This window comes from gamma proteobacterium symbiont of Axiagastus rosmarus (assembly GCF_059730925.1).
The window spans coordinates 1,213,868-1,230,910 of sequence record NZ_AP035925.1 but is presented as its reverse complement, the minus strand read 5'-3'; the positions used below and the strand labels follow the sequence as shown (position 1 = coordinate 1,230,910).

General features: G+C 59.9%; 17 protein-coding genes. 4 read left to right on the top strand and 13 right to left on the bottom strand.

Annotation, left to right across the window (positions count from 1 at the left end):
- Nucleotides 1-47: 47 nt before the first annotated feature.
- The 9 genes from AC6I8F_RS05625 to AC6I8F_RS05585 form a co-directional block, all read right to left on the bottom strand.
- Nucleotides 48-1,643, bottom strand: coding sequence for a sensor domain-containing diguanylate cyclase (locus AC6I8F_RS05625; protein ID WP_021506601.1), 1,596 nt, complete (start codon nucleotides 1,641-1,643; stop codon nucleotides 48-50).
- Nucleotides 1,644-1,809: 166 nt separating this feature from the next.
- Nucleotides 1,810-2,640 carry a phosphodiesterase gene (locus AC6I8F_RS05620; protein ID WP_498028606.1) on the bottom strand — a complete coding sequence of 277 codons (831 nt, stop codon included), beginning with the start codon at nucleotides 2,638-2,640 and terminating at the stop codon, nucleotides 1,810-1,812.
- Nucleotides 2,641-2,652: 12 nt separating this feature from the next.
- The gene (locus AC6I8F_RS05615) at nucleotides 2,653-3,639 is read right to left on the bottom strand and encodes an ABC transporter ATP-binding protein (protein ID WP_058770829.1); all 987 of its coding nucleotides are present in this window, start codon (nucleotides 3,637-3,639) and stop codon (nucleotides 2,653-2,655) included.
- Nucleotides 3,636-4,448 (bottom strand): ABC transporter permease, encoded by an 813-nt coding sequence (locus AC6I8F_RS05610; protein WP_264442268.1) that lies wholly within the window; start codon nucleotides 4,446-4,448, stop codon nucleotides 3,636-3,638. The genes AC6I8F_RS05615 and AC6I8F_RS05610 overlap by 4 nt, the downstream gene beginning before the upstream one ends.
- Nucleotides 4,445-5,302, bottom strand: coding sequence for an ABC transporter permease (locus AC6I8F_RS05605; RefSeq protein ID WP_498028605.1), 858 nt, complete (start codon nucleotides 5,300-5,302; stop codon nucleotides 4,445-4,447). The genes AC6I8F_RS05610 and AC6I8F_RS05605 overlap by 4 nt, the downstream gene beginning before the upstream one ends.
- Nucleotides 5,302-6,324, bottom strand: a complete 1,023-nt coding sequence (locus AC6I8F_RS05600) for an ABC transporter substrate-binding protein (RefSeq protein WP_498028604.1) — start codon at nucleotides 6,322-6,324, stop codon at nucleotides 5,302-5,304. The genes AC6I8F_RS05605 and AC6I8F_RS05600 overlap by 1 nt, the downstream gene beginning before the upstream one ends.
- Nucleotides 6,311-7,333, bottom strand: a complete 1,023-nt coding sequence (locus AC6I8F_RS05595; RefSeq protein WP_498028603.1) for a substrate-binding domain-containing protein — start codon at nucleotides 7,331-7,333, stop codon at nucleotides 6,311-6,313. The genes AC6I8F_RS05600 and AC6I8F_RS05595 overlap by 14 nt, the downstream gene beginning before the upstream one ends.
- A gap of 124 nt (nucleotides 7,334-7,457) precedes the next feature.
- A complete protein-coding gene (locus AC6I8F_RS05590; protein ID WP_021506594.1) occupies nucleotides 7,458-8,066 on the bottom strand; it encodes a DsrE family protein in 609 nt (202 codons plus the stop codon).
- A 27-nt stretch (nucleotides 8,067-8,093) separates the two neighbouring features.
- Nucleotides 8,094-8,699, bottom strand: coding sequence for a DsrE family protein (locus tag AC6I8F_RS05585; protein ID WP_021506593.1), 606 nt, complete (start codon nucleotides 8,697-8,699; stop codon nucleotides 8,094-8,096).
- A 697-nt stretch (nucleotides 8,700-9,396) separates the two neighbouring features.
- Between AC6I8F_RS05585 and bepA the strand changes: the two genes are divergently transcribed.
- Nucleotides 9,397-10,860 (top strand): beta-barrel assembly-enhancing protease, encoded by a 1,464-nt coding sequence (gene bepA, locus AC6I8F_RS05580; RefSeq protein WP_021506592.1) that lies wholly within the window; start codon nucleotides 9,397-9,399, stop codon nucleotides 10,858-10,860.
- A gap of 148 nt (nucleotides 10,861-11,008) precedes the next feature.
- On the top strand, nucleotides 11,009-11,356 hold the full coding sequence (arsC, locus tag AC6I8F_RS05575; RefSeq protein ID WP_127834429.1) for an arsenate reductase (glutaredoxin): 348 nt from the start codon (nucleotides 11,009-11,011) through the stop codon (nucleotides 11,354-11,356).
- Here the strand turns inward: arsC and hda are convergent.
- The 3 genes from hda to upp form a co-directional block, all read right to left on the bottom strand.
- Complete coding sequence (gene hda / locus AC6I8F_RS05570; RefSeq protein ID WP_031279417.1) at nucleotides 11,353-12,054, bottom strand: DnaA inactivator Hda; 702 nt, start codon at nucleotides 12,052-12,054, stop codon at nucleotides 11,353-11,355. The two genes, arsC and hda, sit on opposite strands and share 4 nt — an antisense overlap.
- A gap of 92 nt (nucleotides 12,055-12,146) precedes the next feature.
- Nucleotides 12,147-13,430, bottom strand: a complete 1,284-nt coding sequence (gene uraA, locus AC6I8F_RS05565; RefSeq protein WP_031279414.1) for a uracil permease — start codon at nucleotides 13,428-13,430, stop codon at nucleotides 12,147-12,149.
- 218 nt (nucleotides 13,431-13,648) lie between these two features.
- Nucleotides 13,649-14,275: a uracil phosphoribosyltransferase gene (gene upp / locus AC6I8F_RS05560; protein WP_010617600.1), complete on the bottom strand. Its 627-nt coding sequence runs from the start codon at nucleotides 14,273-14,275 to the stop codon at nucleotides 13,649-13,651.
- A gap of 240 nt (nucleotides 14,276-14,515) precedes the next feature.
- On the opposite strand from upp, the gene purM reads away from it, so the two are divergent.
- Both purM and purN read left to right on the top strand, forming a co-directional pair.
- Nucleotides 14,516-15,556 carry a phosphoribosylformylglycinamidine cyclo-ligase gene (gene purM, locus AC6I8F_RS05555; protein WP_104094092.1) on the top strand — a complete coding sequence of 347 codons (1,041 nt, stop codon included), beginning with the start codon at nucleotides 14,516-14,518 and terminating at the stop codon, nucleotides 15,554-15,556.
- Nucleotides 15,553-16,191: a phosphoribosylglycinamide formyltransferase gene (gene purN, locus AC6I8F_RS05550; protein ID WP_104094091.1), complete on the top strand. Its 639-nt coding sequence runs from the start codon at nucleotides 15,553-15,555 to the stop codon at nucleotides 16,189-16,191. The genes purM and purN overlap by 4 nt, the downstream gene beginning before the upstream one ends.
- Before the next feature lie 84 nt (nucleotides 16,192-16,275).
- Here the strand turns inward: purN and pstB are convergent, their stop codons facing one another.
- Nucleotides 16,276-17,043 carry a phosphate ABC transporter ATP-binding protein PstB gene (gene pstB, locus AC6I8F_RS05545; RefSeq protein WP_021506586.1) on the bottom strand — a complete coding sequence of 256 codons (768 nt, stop codon included), beginning with the start codon at nucleotides 17,041-17,043 and terminating at the stop codon, nucleotides 16,276-16,278.

Below are 17,043 nucleotides of genomic sequence, written 5' to 3'. Positions count from 1 at the left end.
GTGCCAGCCAGGCACCCGTTTTTTTATCCTGCTGTGACGCTGCCCGGTTAATAGCGCGAAACCGTGCTGGCCAGCGCTTCCTGCCCGGCGATCACCACGCAGTTACGTCCGGCGTTTTTCGCCTGATACAGCGCATCATCGGCCTGCTTCAGAATCTGTTCCTGACTGCCGTGCGTCGGCTGCCAGCTGGCGATACCAATCGAAATCGTGATCTGCCCGACCGGATCAATCCAGCCGCCGGCAATGCTGGTGCGCACGCGCTCCGCAATCACCCGCGCTTCATCAGGGGCGGTGGCGGGAAGCAGCATCAGAAACTCTTCGCCGCCGTTACGGCACACCACGTCGGTCTGACGCGCGCTCTGGCGCAGCGTGCGCGCCACCTGTTTGATCACCTCGTCGCCAACGTCATGACCGAAGTTATCATTCACCCGCTTGAAGTGGTCAATATCCAGCGCCAGCACGGCAAACGGCTGCTGCATGGTATCGAAATAGTCGAGCACCGCGCTCAGGCCGCGGCGATTGAGCAGGCTGGTCATGGGATCGCTCTGCACCTCTGACTTGAGCCGGCCGATTTTATCCTGCACCAGACCAATGCCGGTGAGCAGCGCGCGCTTCACCTGCGCCGCTTCAAAGTACCAGGCGCGAATCACGCCAATTTCACCGGAAACGCCCTGGGTATCCATCTGGCTGGCTTTGCGCGCCAGCTGCCACAGCGGCAAGGCAATCAGCCGGGCCAGAATCACCGCCACCAGCAGTGTCAGCAGCGCAAACGGCACCGAATTCTTCAGCACCTGTAGCAGCAGCCCGGAGAGCGGCGCCAGCGTGACGTTTGTCGGCTTGAGCGCCACCACCATCCAGCCGGTGGTGGGCACCACAGCGTAGCCCGCCAGCTTCGCCGTACCCTCTTCCGTCAGCTGAACTTCGCCATTGCTGTGCTCCTGGCGCTGACGATCGCTGACGATGCCCGGCACGTTTTTGCCAATCAGCTGATTGTTCTGGTGATACAGCACGCGGTTTTCGCGATCCAGCACATAAACATGGGTGCCGTCACGATAGTACTGCTCGCCGAGCAGCACGTTGAGAATGCTCTTTTTCTTCAGATAAATAGTGCCGCCGACGTAGCCAAGATAGCGCCCATCGGTGCTCCACACCGGCCAGGAAACAAACACCAGCAGGTTATTGGTAGCAGAAATGGTGGGCCGGCTGACCATCGGCTGGCGCTGCGCCAGCGCTTCGCGCGAAGACTGGCTGGTGAGCTGCATGCCTTTCAGCATCAGCGATTCCGGCGAAATGGCTTTAATCACGCCGTTGCTGTCGACAATCGCCACCGAGTTAAAGCTGCTGGTCTGTTCGCGCAGTCGGTTCACTTCCTGCTGCAGCAGTTCGGGATTATCGAAATCTTTACCCAGCTGATTGGCGCTGTAGTGCAGCTGCGACTGCGCCAGCTGGAAAAACACTTCGGTGGTGGCCGCCAGCTTGGTGGCGTAAGCGCGATTGGCTTCGAGGGTGCTTTCGATCAGCACCATGCGCTGTACGCGCCAGGTAGCGTACAGCGTATTAGCCAGTGTGATGACGATACTGGTGATCGCCAGCAGCGCAATCAGCGTGCGCAGATCAGTTTTTGGCCGGATGCGCGTTAACATGGCGCAACCGCCCTGGTGAGTAGCTTCATAAGTTAGCGTGCCTGACTATCTTGTTATAATTGGAGGTGTTTACCCTGGTGAGGTAACAGACAATTGTACACCTCTGAGCCAAATTGACTACGACGCAGACCCTCAGGAACGCTTTTTTATTGTGCTATTACTGGTGCTAATCAATTAAACCCTGCGCATCGTAAAACGGCCACGGTCCTGGATAATCGCCGATTGCGCACAGATGCGTAGTCATCCCCTGCTGCGGCTGCCAGCGATGCAGCAGAAAACCGGGCGGCTCCAGCACAAAGTTCGCCGGACCGTGGTCACGCAAATCCAGTGCCACCTGATGCGACACACCGGGCGCCACGCAGGCCAGCGTGCCGGCAAAACGCGCCTGCACCGAGCGGTGCAGGTGGCCGCTCAGCACCCGTTCCACCTGGGGATGCTGACCAACGATGGCAGCCAGCGCCGCCGGATTGCGCAGCGGCTGCCGATCCATATGGCCAATGCCGCTCAGGAACGGCGGATGATGCAGCAGCACCAGCGTCGGCAAATCAGGCTCACGCGCCAGTTGCTCTGCCAGCCATTGCAGCTGTGCGTCATCGACGTAGCCCCACGGCTGATGCGGTACGCTGGAGTCGAGCGCCAGCAGCTGCAGATGATTCACACGCATCTGCCAGTTGAGCGTTTCGCCGTGCTGCAGGTAGTGATGCTCCGGAAACGCGGCGCGCAGCTGCTGGCGATCGTCGTGATTGCCCGGCATCAGCAGGAACGGCAGCTGCAGATGGCGCAGCGCCTCGCGCAGCGTCTGATACTCTTCTGCGGTGCCAAAATCCACCAGGTCGCCGGTAATCACCACCGTATCCGGGCGCGGCACCAGCTGATTCAGCGTGTCGATCACCCGCAGCAGCGCGGCGTGCGTATCGACTTTTTTATAGGACAAACGGCCATGGGCCTTGATGTGTAAATCACTGATTTGCGCAATCAGCGTGATAGCGTCAGACACAACAGCTCCTTATCAGGCAGAAAAATGCAGCGCAGCATCCTGCGCCAGCGTCCAGCTTACCGGCTGGCCGGCGTGCCAGGCTTCGCGCGCGTGGCGATCAACCTGGATCGGTGCCGCCAGACCGATATCAATGCTCAGCCGCTGCGCTGCGCCGAGAAAGGTGGTGCCGAGGATAAAACCAGGGCGTGCGTAGCGCTGGTCCGCCGCCAGCAGCACATCCTCAGGGCGGCAGAAATGCTGCGGATTGCCACGCGCATCGACCCCGACACAGTTAATCGCGCCGACAAAATCCGCGACAAACTGTGACGCCGGGCGCTGGTAAATATTTTGCGGCGTATCAATTTGCACCAGACGCCCCTGCTCCATCACCGCAATGCGATCGCCCAGCGCCATCGCTTCCTGCTGATCGTGCGTGACGTAGACGGCGGTGATCGCCAGCTGTTTCAGCAGCGCGCCAATCTCCAGCCGCAGCCGGTCGCGCAGGCGCGCATCCAGCGCCGCCAGCGGCTCATCAAACAGCAGCACCTTCGGACGCGCCGCCAGCGCACGAGCCAGCGCTACGCGCTGCTTTTGACCGCCCGACAGCTTGTCGATGCTGCGCTGCGCCAGCGCGCTGAGATCCACCAGGGCCAGCATCTCCTGCACGCGCGCGTCGCGTTCGGCGCGCGCCACACCCTGCACTTTCAGGCCGTAGGCGACGTTCTGCGCCACGTTGAGATGGGGAAACAGCGCGTAGTTCTGGAACACCATGCCCACGTTGCGTTTCTCGATCGGCAGCGCTGTCACGTTACGATCGTCAAACCACACTTCGCCGCCGTCGTCACAGCGCTCCAGGCCACTGATGATGCGCAGCGTGGTGGTTTTGCCACAGCCGGACGGACCGAGCAGCACCAGGGTTTCGCCAGGCTGCACCGTCAGATCGAGCGGCTGCAGCGCCAGCTGGTGATTAAAGTGCCGCGCACAGTGGCGCAGCGTAACGGTTACGGCCGCAGGGTTCATGCCGCCTCCTTATTAGCACGCGTCAGCGTACGGTTGAGCCAGTGATTGACCGCGTTGAGCATCAGCAGCAGCGGCAGAATCAGCAGAATAAAGATCAGCGTGTAGGCCGATCCCACTTCCAGTCGCATTGAGGCATAACTGTCTGCCAGCCCCACCGGCAGCGTTTTTGTCAGCGGCGTATGCAGCATCCAGGTGATGTTGAACTCACCCACCGACAGGGTGATCACCATAAACGCCCCGGCGAGAATGCCGTTGCGACAGTTGGGCACCACCACGGTAAAAAAGCGCTGCCACAGGCTGGCACCGAGACTGGCCGCTGCCTCTTCCAGTCGCGGCATCTCCACCGCCTGCATCACCGCCAGCACCGGGCGCAGCATAAACGGCAAGGTAAACAGCACGTGACCGATCAGAATGAACAGCCAGCTATCGCGCAGGCCGGAGAACTGGCCGTACAGCAGGATGATGCCCAGCGCGGTGGCGAGGCCCGGCAGCGCGACCGGCAGCATCAGGCACTCTTCGATGCGCGCCGCCCAGCGCTGCGGCGCTTTTAACAGCCCCCACGCTGCCGGCACGCCGATCAGCAGCGTGATCAGCAGGCAGGCCAGCGCAATCAGCAGCGACAGCCAGAAGGTGTCGGCGTAAAGCTGCCACACCTGGGTCACCCACTTCAGCGTCAGGCCGCTGCGCAGGCCGGTAAAGTAGTTGTTGGTCACGCCGGCCAGCATCGACAGCACCACCGGCACGATCATGAACAGCGCGGTGAGTAGGGTGACCAGCAGTTGCAGGCTGAACAGGCCGCGACGTCTCATGTCACCTCCTGATGGGCCAGTCGGCGCGCCAGCATCAGTGCCAGCCAGGCGACGCCGCCCATCACCACCGACAGCGCGGCGGCGGTGGCGAAATTGGCGTAGTTGGTGAATTCGCCATAAATGGTCAGCGGCAGCACCGCCAGATCGGTGCCCAGGGTAAACGCGGTACCGAAGGCACCCATGCTGGTGGCAAAACAGAGCGCGCCGGTGGAGAGTAGCGCCGGCTGCAGCCCCGGCACAATCACATCCCAGGTGATGCGCCACTGACTGGCGCCCAGCGAACGCGCCGCCTCTTCGAGAGAGCGGTCGAGTTTTTCACTCGCCGCCACCAGCGTGATGATGGCGCGCGGCAGTGAAAAATAGAGATAGCCAATAAACAGGCCGGTAAACGAATAGGCCAGCATCCAGCGCTCGTGGAACAGCGCCAGGCTGATTTGCGCCAGCAGTCCCTGACGGCCCGCCAGCATCACCACCAGAAATCCCACCACCACGCCCGGAAAGGCCAGCGGAAACGTCAGCAGCGCCAGCAGCGTGCTGCGTCCGCTGAAGCGCTGGCGTGCCAGAAAGCAGCCGACTGTCGCGGCGATGGCCAGCGTCACCAGCGTGACGGCGAGCGACAGCAGCACGGTATTCAGCAGGCTGAGCAGGTAGTGCGGCTGGGTCAGTACCGTCCAGTAGCCGCTGTGCCGGGTGCTGCGGTCGTCCTGCATTGCCATCTGCAGCAGACGGACAAACGGCAGCAGCCAGAAGGCGCAGAAGAACAGCAGCGCCGGCAGCGTCAGCCATAGCCAGCGGCTGCAGGCCAGGCGCGGTGTCCGGCGGCACGAAGCCGCCAGGGTGTCCGTCATCGCCATCAGCGAATCTCACTCAGATAGCGCGCCGAGAAGGTTTTCTGCGCTGCCGCCATCTGCTGATAGTCAACGGTGTGCGCACGCGCATAGTCGCTGTCCGGCAGGAAATATTTCTTCGCTTCTGCGCTCATGGCGCCGGTGCGCACCGGGCGCAGGAACGCGCTGGCCCAGATGGCCTGCCCTTTGTCCGACAGCACATAGTCGATCACTTTTTTGCCGTTTGCCGCGTGCGGTGCATTCTTCACCAGGCTGATGACGTACGGCACCGTTACCGTGCCCTCTTTGGGAATAACAAAGGCGACGTTAGCGTGATCTTTGTAGCGGGCGCGGTAAGCATTGAAGTCATAGTCGAGCAGAATCGGAATCTCGCCGGAAATCAGGCGCGCATACGCGGTCTGCTTAGGCACGATAGGCTGATTCGCCTGCAGCTTTTTGAACCAGTTCAGCGCCGGCGTGAAGTCCTGCATGTTGCCGCCCTTCGCCTGGTTGACTGCCACCGCCGCCACGTAACCGACAAAGGCGCTGGCCGGATCGAGATAACCAATCATGCCTTTGTATTCCGGCTTCAGCAGGTCGTCCCAGGATTGCGGCACCGGCGCGCCGCCCAGCGCATCGACGTTGACCATAAAGCCCATGGTGCCCGAGTGCAGCGCCACCCATTTGCCGTTGCTGTCTTTCATGCCGGCAGGAATGTCATTCCAGTGCGCCGGTTTGTAACTGGCGACCACGCCGGCGCTGTCGGCCTGAATGCCGAAGCTGACGCCGTAATAGACCACGTCGGCCACCGGATTGCCCTGCTCCGCCACCAGCTGCGCCAGCGCCTGGCCGGAGTTTTTGTTGTCCTGCGGCACCTGAATGCCGGTGTCTCTGGCAATCGCTTTGAGCTGAGTGCCCCAGTCGGCCCACTCAGGCGGACAGTTGTAACAGATGGCGGTTTCCGCCGCCTGCGTCAGGCTGGTAAACAACGCGCTGGCGCTGAGCGCGATGGCGCCGGCGTAAATTTTTACTTTTTTATGCAGCATCATGAGGTTCCCTGGTGGTGGCAATAAACGCGGGGGCAGCAACACTCTCACCGCTCCGCAACTGATGTGGCAGCACGCGGGTGCCGCGGCTGACGTTATGCAACAACATATCGATGGCGCAGGCGCCGAGCCGTTCGGCGGGCTGCGCTACGCTGGCCAGCGACGGGGCCATTTGTGCCCCCATCGCAATCCCGTCAAAGCCCATCACCGCCAGCTGCTGTGGCACAGGCACGCCCGCGCGCGCTGCCGCGCCAATCAGGCTGATGGCCAGCAGGTCGTTGGTGCAGATCACGGCGCTGAGCGGGGTGGCACCGCCGAGCATCGGGGCCAGCAGCGTAAAGTCTGATTGGGTGTGGCTGGCCATCTCAATCACCGGCAGCGCCGTCAGGCCCGCGTGCTGCATGGCGTCGCAATAGCCCTGATAGCGCAGGCGTGCACGGTCTGACTGCAGCATCGGTCCGGCGACCATGGCAATGCGGCGATGACCAAGCGCCAGCAGCTGTGCGGTGGCTTCGCGCATCGCGTGGCGGTTATCCACGCACACCGCCGGCCAGTGGCTGTGCTGCGGCACGTTATGCGCCAGCACAAACGGCAGACCAGCCGCCTGCAGCGTGCTGAGCACCGCGCTGTTATCCGCGTCGGCCACCGTCAGGACCAGGCCCGCCACGCGCTGACGCAGCATATGTTCAACGATGGCGGCTTCGCGCTCGGGCTGGTAATCGCTGGTGGCCACCAGCAGGCCATAGCCGGCGTCGCGCGCCTGGCGCTCCATCGCCTGTAACTGGCAGGAGAAGATCGGGTTAAGCAGCGAGGGCAGCAGCACGCCGAAGGTGGTGGAGTGCTGCGTGCGCAGCTGGCGCGCGATGTGGTTAGGACGAAAGCCGAGCTGCTCCGACGCCGCCAGCACTCTCTCCAGCGTGTCGTTCCGCAGCAGATGGGGATCGGAAAAGGCGCGCGCGGCCGTGGCGCGTGAAACGCCTGCCAGCTTTGCCACCGTGAGTAAGTCGGACATGTTCGCCTCGTAAAGTGCCGATGAGATCGATCTCATTGGCGCCTAAACTAACGGCGAACTGTGACAGTGACATCGCGAAGGGATGACGAAAAGATGACAGCAGCCTGCACTGCTGTCGGCAGGATTACAGCATCAGGAAGGCGTACCCTTCGTTTTGCAGCGACGCGACGGTGGTGCCGCTGGAGAGCGTATGCGTGACGCGGGTATCAATCCAGTCGCGCTCCAGCTGATGGAAGGCCACCGACTGGTCGCAAATGGTCACTTTCACCCCGGCTTTCTTCAGCTCATCAATCAGCTTCAGGTTAGGGTTATCGCTGCCGTATGCTTTACGGAACTGATCGTTATTGAGCGCGGCCGGCACCGCATCGCTGTTGATCGACACCACAAAGTTGAGCTGATTCAGCGGCACGCCGGCCGCGTAATAGAGGTTAGTGACGCGTGCCACGCGCTCAAGGCCGAGGTTCGGCTGATGGATATCCCCTTCGCTGCGGTTGATCTGAAACACAATCTTATTGCTCAGCCCGGGCGTGTTGGCCGGGTTGTAATCCGGCGTGTTAACAAAGTGAATTTTACCGTAACCGGCAATCGCCGGCGTGCTCCAGAAATCCGCCGGTTCGGTTTTCTGGTCAGCGAATTTCCCGCTGACTTTATCCACCAGTTCCGGCAGCTGCAGCACATTTCCACCGACAAAGCCCGCCAGCGCGGCGATAACAATATAGGATGCTGGACGCATGACACTTCTCCTTAACCAAAGACGCGATTACATCTGTAAAAAGGCATAGCCCTGATTTTCCAGCGTCGACACCGTGGTCGGGCTGGATAATGCATGAATCACCGACCGGTCGATCCAGTCGCGCGGATAGTGATGGAACGCCACCGACTGATCGCACACCGAGACTTTGACGCCCAGCTTGTTCAGCGCGCCAATCAGCGCGAGGTTGGGGTTATCGACGCCGTAAAACTGCTTAAAATGCGCGTTATCCAGCGTGGCGGGCGTGGCATCGCCGGTCATCGACACCACAAACTGCAGCTGTTCGGCCGGTACGCCAGCGGCGATGTACAGATTGACCACGCGCGCCACGCGCTCCAGCCCGAGGTTAGGCCGTTTGATATCGCCTTCATTGCGGGTCAGCTGGAACACCACTTTGTTGCTCAGCCCCACCGCCGGTTTAAACGCGGCGTCGGCTTCATAATGAATTTTGCCGTAGCCCGCGACCGCCGGCGTGCTCCAGAACCCGTCCGGATCGGCAGGTTCAGCGGAAAAATGGCCCGCGATACGCTGATACAGGTCATCGCTTTTGATTACGGCGGCACCGACCATCCCACCCACGATGGCAATCAGGGCATAGGAAACAACAGAACGCATAGAAACTCTCCGGCATGCACTGCGCGTTAATTCACAGTCCGTTTGAAAAAGTGCTTTATCTATACCACAGCGCGCGGCGGGCAAAACGCCTGTACTGGCGGGCTGTCCGGCGTTTGGCTGCCAGCAGAAATCATTGCGCCAGGTGATTGAATAAGGCTGTTAATTGAGCTGTGCAGGCGAGTTGAAAAATAGCTGGCCGGAAAAACCAGCAGTCACCAGGGAAAGGGATGCACAGCAGATGACAGCGCCTCATCGTGTGGGTTAATGCTGTCATCGCGCGCCGCCAGTTGACCAGTGAGCAAAACCTGACCATTCATTTCTGGGCTGGTGATGCACGACCAGAGCATCACGATAAAAATCACTGATGGATAAAGCGGGCCAACCGTGGGATTTCAGACGTGTTTTTCAGAGTAAACCTGGAAAAAACCATGCCAGATTCAATTATTTTGAGCAACTTTACGTAACTTTAATTTCATCAGTGCGCTGCGCCTTTTTCTTTTGCCTTTTCGCTATTCAATTTTTTGCTACAAATTTCGCGTCAGTCAGCCATTCTTTGCCATCACGTCAATGTGACGGCGGCATTTGCTTGTATCCTCACTGTGGTTAAGATAGAGCCGCGGCAGAAAAGGAAACGCCGCCACAGAACATTGGCATGACTTTCCTGTCCAATGGCAGGAGACTTTTACAGGATCAAGGCATGTTTAACCGGTTGAAAAAATCAGTGCTGGCGGCCCTTATTCCTGCGCTGCTGCTCACGCCTGCGGTCGGTGTCCGCGCCGATTTGAGCGACAATTTGCCCGACATGGGCACCACGGCAGGTTCTACGCTCTCCATTAATCAGGAGCTGCAGATTGGCGACTTCTACGTGCGCCAGCTGCGCGCCAGCGCGCCACTGATCAACGATCCGCTGCTTAATCAGTACATCAATGAACTCGGCCAGCGGCTGGTGGCACACGCCCATTCAGTGCGCACGCCGTTTCACTTTTTCCTGATTCAGAATGACGAGCTCAACGCTTTCGCCTTCTTTGGCGGCAATGTGGTGCTGCACTCGTCGCTGTTCCGCTATACCGATAACGAAAGCCAGCTGGCGTCGGTGATGGCGCACGAAATTTCGCACGTGACGCAGCGCCATCTGGCGCGCGCCATGGAAGAGCAAAAGCGCAGCGCCCCGCTCACCTGGGTCGGCGCGCTGGGTTCGATCCTGCTGGCGCTGGCCAGCCCGCAGGCCGGGATGGCGGCACTGACCGGTACGCTGGCCGGTACACAACAGGGCATCATCAGTTTCACCCAGGGCAACGAACAGGAAGCAGATCGCATCGGCATTCAGGTGCTGCAGCGTGCCGGTTTCGATCCGCAGGCGATGCCCGCATTTCTGCAAAAGCTGGCCGATCAAAGCCGTTTCTCGTCAAAACCACCGGAAATTCTGCTGACGCACCCGCTGCCCGACAGCCGCCTGGCCGACGCGCGTAACCGCGCCAACCAGATGCGCCCGGTGGTGGTGCAGTCGTCGCAGGATTTCTATATGGCGAAGGTGCGCGCGCTGGGTATGTACGCCACCGGCCGCAATCAGCTGACTGACGATTTGCTGAATGAGTACGCCAAAGGCAACACGCGGGAACAGCAGGCGGCGCAGTACGGCAAAGCGGTGCAGTTCCTGCAGGCGAAAGATTTTGCCAACGCGAAAAAGATCATCGCGCCGCTGCTGGCGAAGCAGCCGGATAACCTGTGGTTCCTTGATATCATGACCGATATCGACATCGGTCTGAACCAGCCGCAGCAGGCCATCAGCATGCTGAACGCCGCCCGCGGCAGCCAGACCAGTCCGGTGCTGCAGCTTAACCTGGCGAACGCCTACGTCGAGGCGAAGCAGCCGGCCAACGCCAGCCGCATCCTTAACCGCTACACCTTTGCGCACCCTGACGATCTCAACGCATGGGATTTACTGGCGCAGGCCTCAGCCGCGCAGGGGCTGCGCGATGAGGAGCTTTCGGCACGGGCTGAAAGTCTGGCGCTGAACGGCCAGCTCGATCAGGCCATCACCACCCTGAGTAGCGCCAGCGCCCAGGTGCCGCTCGGCAGCCTGAAGCAGGCGCGTTACGATGCGCGCATCGACCAGTTCCGCGAGTTGCAGCGGCGTTTTAAGCAGTATGCAAAAGGGTAAATAGCCGGTTACGCGGGTGGATGGCCGGCAGGATTTCGGTGCGCACCAATGGTTATTCGTAGGGTGCATATTGATGCGCACCAGCAGTTATTCGTAGGGTGCGCATTCATGCGCACCTGGCAACAATGGATTACCCAGGATAAAAAACATGGTCCGTATTTATCACAATCCGCGCTGCAGCAAGAGCCGCGAAACCCTCGCGCTACTGCAGCAACAGGGCATTGAACCGCAGGTGGTGCTGTATCTCGACACGCCGCCGGACATCGACACGCTGAAAACGCTGCTGCAACAGCTGGGCATGCACAGCGCGCGCGAGCTGATGCGTCGTGGCGAGGAAATCTATAAAACGCTGGGGTTGGCCAGTAACGATCTCAGCGAACAACAGCTGTTACAGGCGATGGTGGAGCATCCAAAACTGATCGAGCGGCCGATTGTGATTCAGGGCGACCGCGCCCGCATTGGTCGTCCGCCGGAAGCGGTGCTGGAGATACTCTAAAGCCCCAGCGCCTCTTTCACGAAGGGAATGGTCAGCTTGCGCTGTGCGCTGATCGAGGCGCGATCGAGACGATCAAGCGTGTCAAACAGCGTGCGCATTTCGCGGTCGAGGCGTTTCAGCAGGAAACGCCCAACGTCTTCCGGCAACTCAAAGCCGCGCAGGCCGGCACGCAGCTGCATCGCCTGCAGTTTGTCCTCGTCGGACAGCGGCTGTAAGCGGTAAATTTGTCCCCAGTCGAGACGTGACGCCAGATCCGGCAGGCCCAGATTGAGCTGACGCGGGGGACGATCGCCGGTGATCAGCAAGCGAGTTTTGCCGGTTTCCAGAATGCGGTTGTAGAGATCAAAGATCGCCATCTCCCACTCGGCTTCGCCGGCAATGCACTCAATATTATCAATGCACACCAGCGCCAGATTCTCCATGCCTTCAAGCACTTCCGGCACGAACCAGGTGCGCTTATCGAGCGGCACATAACCCACCGCTTCGCCGCGCGCGGACATTTCGGCGCAGGCTGCGTGCAGCAAATGGCTGCGGCCACCGCCTTCGCGCGACCAGAAGTAGAGATAGCTGCCGTGCTGTTGTGCCAGCGCGCCCTGCAGCGCCGCCAGCAGTGACGGATTTTCCCCCGGCCAGAAACTGGCAAAGGTTTCATCATCGGGTAGATAGAGTGGCAGTGAAAGCTGTGCCGGCGTGTTCAGAAGTACCTCAACGGATGAGCGGGCAGAAAACCGGGCAAGTTTATCACGATCCTCCGCAGAGATGAACCGGGCTTCCCTGCCCGCAGGATCCTTTAAAGCTCGCGTTTTTCTTCCGCGTCCAGCACCACCTCTTCCGGACGTAACAGACTGATTACGCGGAAAATCAGCGCCAGGCCAACGCCGACGATGGTGGCCAGCGCCATGCCCTTCAGCTCGGCGGCGCCCACGTGCACCTTCGCGCCGCTGACGCCAATGATCAGGATCACCGAGGTGAGGATCAGATTCTGCGCTTTGTTGTAGTCAACTTTGGATTCAATCAGCACGCGAATACCGGAAGCGCCAATCACGCCATACAGCAGCAGCGACACCCCGCCCATCACCGGTACCGGGATCGCCTGAATCGCAGCCGCCAGTTTACCGACGCAGGAGAGCAGAATAGCGAAGATTGCCGCGCCGCCGATCACCCAGGTGCTGTAAACGCGGGTGATAGCCATGACGCCAATGTTTTCACCGTAGGTGGTATTCGGCGTGGAACCAAAGAAGCCGGAGATCATGGTCGAAAGGCCGTTGGCGAACATCGAGCGATGCAGGCCGGGATCGCGAATCAGATCCTTCTTCACGATGTTGGCGGTGACTACTAAATGGCCCACGTGCTCGGCAATCACCACCAGCGCTGCGGGCAGGATGGTCAGCATCGCGGCCCACTCAAAGCGCGGCGTGTAGAAGGTCGGCAGCGCAAACCACGGCGCGTTTTCCACCGCGCTCCAGTCAACGATACCCATGGCCGACGACAGCGCGTAGCCGACCAGCACGCCAATCAGGATCGGGATAATGGCAAAGAAGCCACGGAACAGCACCGAGCCAAACACCGTCACCGCCAGCGTCACCAGCGAAATAATGATGGTTTTACTGTCCGCTGTGGTGCCGTCAGCGGGCAGCAGCCCGGCCATATTCGCCGCTACGCCAGCCAGTTCGAGACCAATAACCGCCACGATGGCCCCCATCGCCGCCGGTGGAAACATGACATCGAGCCAGCCGGTGCCGGCCTTCTTTACAATCAGCGCCACAATGCAGAACAGCGCGCCGCACAGGATAAAGCCGCCGAGCGCCACTTCATAACCGAGCGGCAGCAGCAGCAACACCGGCGAGATAAAGGCAAAGCTGGAGCCAAGATAGGCCGGGATTTTGCCTTTACAGATAAACAGATACAGCAGCGTGCCGACACCGTTGAACAGCAGCACGGTCGCCGGGTTGATGTGGAACAGAATCGGCACCAGCACGGTGGCGCCGAACATGGCGAACAGGTGCTGCAGGCTGAGCGGAATGGTTTGAAGAAGCGGTGGGCGTTCGCTAACGCCTATGGCTCTGCGAGTCATCATTTATCCCCTATACGTTTATTTTTATGCTCGTTCGTCAACACCGCACCTTATCGTAGTGGCGCAATTCATTGCGCCTTGTCCGGACGGGCGCCATAGCTTGCCCGGCATCAGCGCGATAAATCGCGCCGCTACAAAATGTGCATCCTGTCGATACGGTGTCTGACTGAACGGTATTTTTGCCAAAAAAAAGCCGACTCTCTGGCCGGCTGGTTTATTTATTTGGTTCCGAAAATCTTGTCGCCGGCGTCGCCGAGGCCCGGGATAATGTACCCCTTCTCGTTCAGGCCCTGATCGATCGACGCGGTGTACAGCTCAACGTCCGGATGCGCTTTCTCCAGCGCGGCAATGCCTTCCGGCGCGGCCACCAGCACCAGCACTTTAATGCTGTTGCAGCCGGCTTTCTTCAGCAGATCGATGGTGGCGATCATCGAGCCGCCGGTCGCCAGCATCGGGTCAACCACCAGCGCCATACGCTCTTCGATGTTTGACACCAGCTTCTGGAAGTAAGGCACCGGCTCCAGCGTCTCTTCGTCACGGTAAACGCCCACCACGCTGATGCGCGCGCTCGGTACGTGTTCCAGCACACCTTCCATCATGCCAAGGCCAGCACGCAGAATCGGGACGACGGTAATTTTTTTGCCTTTGATTTGATCGACGTCGACCGGACCGTTCCAGCCTTCAATGGTCACGCGCTCGGTTTCGAGATCGGCGGTGGCTTCATAGGTCAGTAAGCTGCCCACTTCCGAGGCCAGCTCGCGGAAGCGCTTGGTGCTGATATCATGCTCACGCATCAGGCCCAGTTTATGTTTGACCAGCGGGTGTCTGACTTCCACGATCTTCATGATTATTCTCCCGGAATTGAGTTGAGCTAAAAAAAAATCGCCGGATTATACCGCCTTTTTACCGCCGCGCCACCGGTGATTGGTCAGGTAACGTGCACAAATCGCCTGAGAATAAGGATTAGCGAAAAATCAGCACGCTGCAAAGGTGCCCTGAGATGGGACTCGCAAACGTTTGCCTGCGCTGGTAGAATTGCCGCGCTTAATTTTTGCCACCAACCGCAATCGCGTGGGGATTCCGCAGTGACCGACAAAACCTCTCTCAGCTACAAAGACGCCGGTGTTGATATTGATGCTGGTAACGATCTGGTTGACCGTATTAAAGGCGTAGTAAAGAAAACCCGCCGCCCGGAAGTGATGGGTGGACTGGGTGGCTTTGGCGCGCTGTGTGCGCTGCCGCAGAAATACCGCGAGCCGGTGCTGGTCTCCGGAACTGATGGCGTCGGCACCAAGCTGCGTCTGGCGATGGATCTCAAACGCCACGACAGCATCGGCATCGATCTGGTCGCGATGTGCGTGAACGATCTGGTGGTACAGGGCGCTGAGCCGCTGTTCTTCCTCGACTATTACGCCACCGGCAAGCTGGATGTGGATACCGCCTCCGCGGTGATCACCGGTATCGCTGAAGGCTGTCTGCAGTCGGGCTGTGCGCTGGTGGGCGGTGAAACCGCTGAGATGCCGGGCATGTATCACGGCGAAGATTACGACGTGGCCGGTTTCTGCGTCGGCGTGGTGGAAAAGTCTGAGATCATCGACGGCAGCAAAGTGCAGGATGGCGACGTGCTGATCGCGCTGGGTTCCAGCGGTCCGCACTCTAACGGCTACTCGCTGGTGCGTAAAATTCTTGAAGTCAGCCAGACCGATCCCACCACTAAACAGCTGGAAGGCAAACCGCTGGCCGATCACCTGCTGGCGCCGACCCGCATCTACGTGAAAAATATCCTTAGCCTGATTGAGCAGGTGGACGTGCATGCCATTGCTCACCTGACCGGCGGCGGCTTCTGGGAAAACATTCCGCGCGTACTGCCGGATAACACCCAGGCGGTGATTGACGAGAAAAGCTGGCAGTGGCCGGCGGTATTCAGCTGGCTGCAGCAGGCCGGTAACGTCAGCCGTCACGAGATGTACCGCACCTTTAACTGCGGCGTGGGCATGGTGATTGCGCTGAGCCCGGCCGACGCCGACAAAGCGGTACAGCTGATGACCGCGGCTGGCGAGCAGGCGTGGAAAATTGGCGTGATTAAGGCGTCAGATGCCGAAGAGCGTGTGGTTATTAACCCATGAAGAAACTGGTTGTACTGATCTCCGGCAACGGCAGCAATCTTCAGTCCATCCTCGACGCCTGCGAGAGCGGGCGTATCAACGGCAGCGTGGCTGCCGTTTTCAGTAATAAAGCCTCGGCCTATGGTCTGACGCGTGCGCAGCAGGCCAGCGTGCCTGCTCACGCGCTGTCCGCGCAGGATTTCCCCGATCGCGACGCCTTTGACCGCCAGCTGATGCAGCAGATCGACGCTTATGCACCGGATCTGGTGGTGCTGGCCGGTTATATGCGCATTCTGAGCCCGGCGTTTGTCGCGCACTATCACGATCGTCTGCTGAATATTCATCCGTCGCTGCTGCCGAAATATCCCGGTTTGCATACGCATCGCCAGGCGCTGGCGAACGGAGACGCGGAACACGGTACGTCGGTGCATTTTGTGACTGATGAGCTGGACGGTGGACCGATCATTCTGCAGGCGCGCGTGCCGGTATTTGCTGACGATGACGAAGCTGAGATCAGCGCCCGCGTGCAGCATCAGGAGCACGCGATTTACCCGCTAGTGATCAGCTGGTTTGTCGAAGGTCGCTTGCAGATGCGCGCGGGCAAAGCGTGGTTAGATGGCGAACCGCTGCCGCCGGAAGGTTATGCGCACGATTGATTGACCAGGTGCGCATGAATGCGCACCCTACGGGGCATCTCGTGAGATCGCCATTCACGGCGACCACGTGAACAACGTCCCTCTCTATCCAAACCGGCCGGTAATATAATCCTCGGTGCGCCGCGCCTGCGGTGCGGTGAAAATCCGGTCGGTTTCATCAAACTCCACCAGCTGCCCGTTATGCATAAACGCGGTGTAATCGGATACACGCGCTGCCTGCTGCATGTTGTGCGTCACCAGCACCAGCGTGAAATGCTGCTTCAGCGTGGTCATCAACTCTTCAATTACCAGCGTCGAGATCGGATCCAGCGCCGAGGTGGGTTCATCCAGCAGCAGCACTTCCGGCTCGATGGCGATGGCGCGCGCAATCACCAGACGCTGCTGCTGACCGCTCGACAGCGTCAGCGCATTCTGCCCCAGCTGATCTTTCACTTCGCCCCACAGCGCCGCCGCCCGCAGCGCACGCTCACAGGCCTCATTCAGCACGCGACGATCGCGCACGCCCTGCAAACGCAGACCGTAAACCACATTCTCATAGATCGACTTGGGGAACGGATTCGGGCGCTGGAACACCATGCCGATGCGCCGCCGCAGCGCCGGCAGATCCTGGTTCGCCTGCATCACCGCGTGGCTATCGAGCAGAATCTCGCCTTCGATGCGGCAGCCATCAATGACGTCGTTCATGCGATTGAAGCAGCGCAGCAGCGTCGATTTACCGCAGCCGGAAGGCCCAATCAGCGCCGTGATGCGATGCTTTGGGATCTGCAAATCAATGTTATTCAGCGCCTGGCGTTCGCCGTACCACAGCGACAGCTGGTTAACGGTGAGCGCAATAGCGTAATCGGGCGTCAT

What these genes read in the sequence shown, in the direction of transcription:
- AC6I8F_RS05625 (WP_021506601.1), bottom strand. Translation starts at nt 1,643, where the DNA reads ATGTTAACGCGCATCCGGCCAAAAACTGATCTGCGCACGCTGATTGCG.
- AC6I8F_RS05615 (WP_058770829.1), bottom strand. Translation starts at nt 3,639, where the DNA reads ATGAACCCTGCGGCCGTAACCGTTACGCTGCGCCACTGTGCGCGGCAC.
- AC6I8F_RS05610 (WP_264442268.1), bottom strand. Translation starts at nt 4,448, where the DNA reads ATGAGACGTCGCGGCCTGTTCAGCCTGCAACTGCTGGTCACCCTACTC.
- AC6I8F_RS05605 (WP_498028605.1), bottom strand. Translation starts at nt 5,302, where the DNA reads ATGGCGATGACGGACACCCTGGCGGCTTCGTGCCGCCGGACACCGCGC.
- AC6I8F_RS05600 (WP_498028604.1), bottom strand. Translation starts at nt 6,324, where the DNA reads ATGATGCTGCATAAAAAAGTAAAAATTTACGCCGGCGCCATCGCGCTC.
- AC6I8F_RS05595 (WP_498028603.1), bottom strand. Translation starts at nt 7,333, where the DNA reads ATGTCCGACTTACTCACGGTGGCAAAGCTGGCAGGCGTTTCACGCGCC.
- AC6I8F_RS05590 (WP_021506594.1), bottom strand. Translation starts at nt 8,066, where the DNA reads ATGCGTCCAGCATCCTATATTGTTATCGCCGCGCTGGCGGGCTTTGTC.
- AC6I8F_RS05585 (WP_021506593.1), bottom strand. Translation starts at nt 8,699, where the DNA reads ATGCGTTCTGTTGTTTCCTATGCCCTGATTGCCATCGTGGGTGGGATG.
- bepA (WP_021506592.1), top strand. Translation starts at nt 9,397, where the DNA reads ATGTTTAACCGGTTGAAAAAATCAGTGCTGGCGGCCCTTATTCCTGCG.
- arsC (WP_127834429.1), top strand. Translation starts at nt 11,009, where the DNA reads ATGGTCCGTATTTATCACAATCCGCGCTGCAGCAAGAGCCGCGAAACC.
- uraA (WP_031279414.1), bottom strand. Translation starts at nt 13,430, where the DNA reads ATGACTCGCAGAGCCATAGGCGTTAGCGAACGCCCACCGCTTCTTCAA.
- upp (WP_010617600.1), bottom strand. Translation starts at nt 14,275, where the DNA reads ATGAAGATCGTGGAAGTCAGACACCCGCTGGTCAAACATAAACTGGGC.
- purN (WP_104094091.1), top strand. Translation starts at nt 15,553, where the DNA reads ATGAAGAAACTGGTTGTACTGATCTCCGGCAACGGCAGCAATCTTCAG.
- pstB (WP_021506586.1), bottom strand. Translation starts at nt 17,043, where the DNA reads ATGACGCCCGATTACGCTATTGCGCTCACCGTTAACCAGCTGTCGCTG.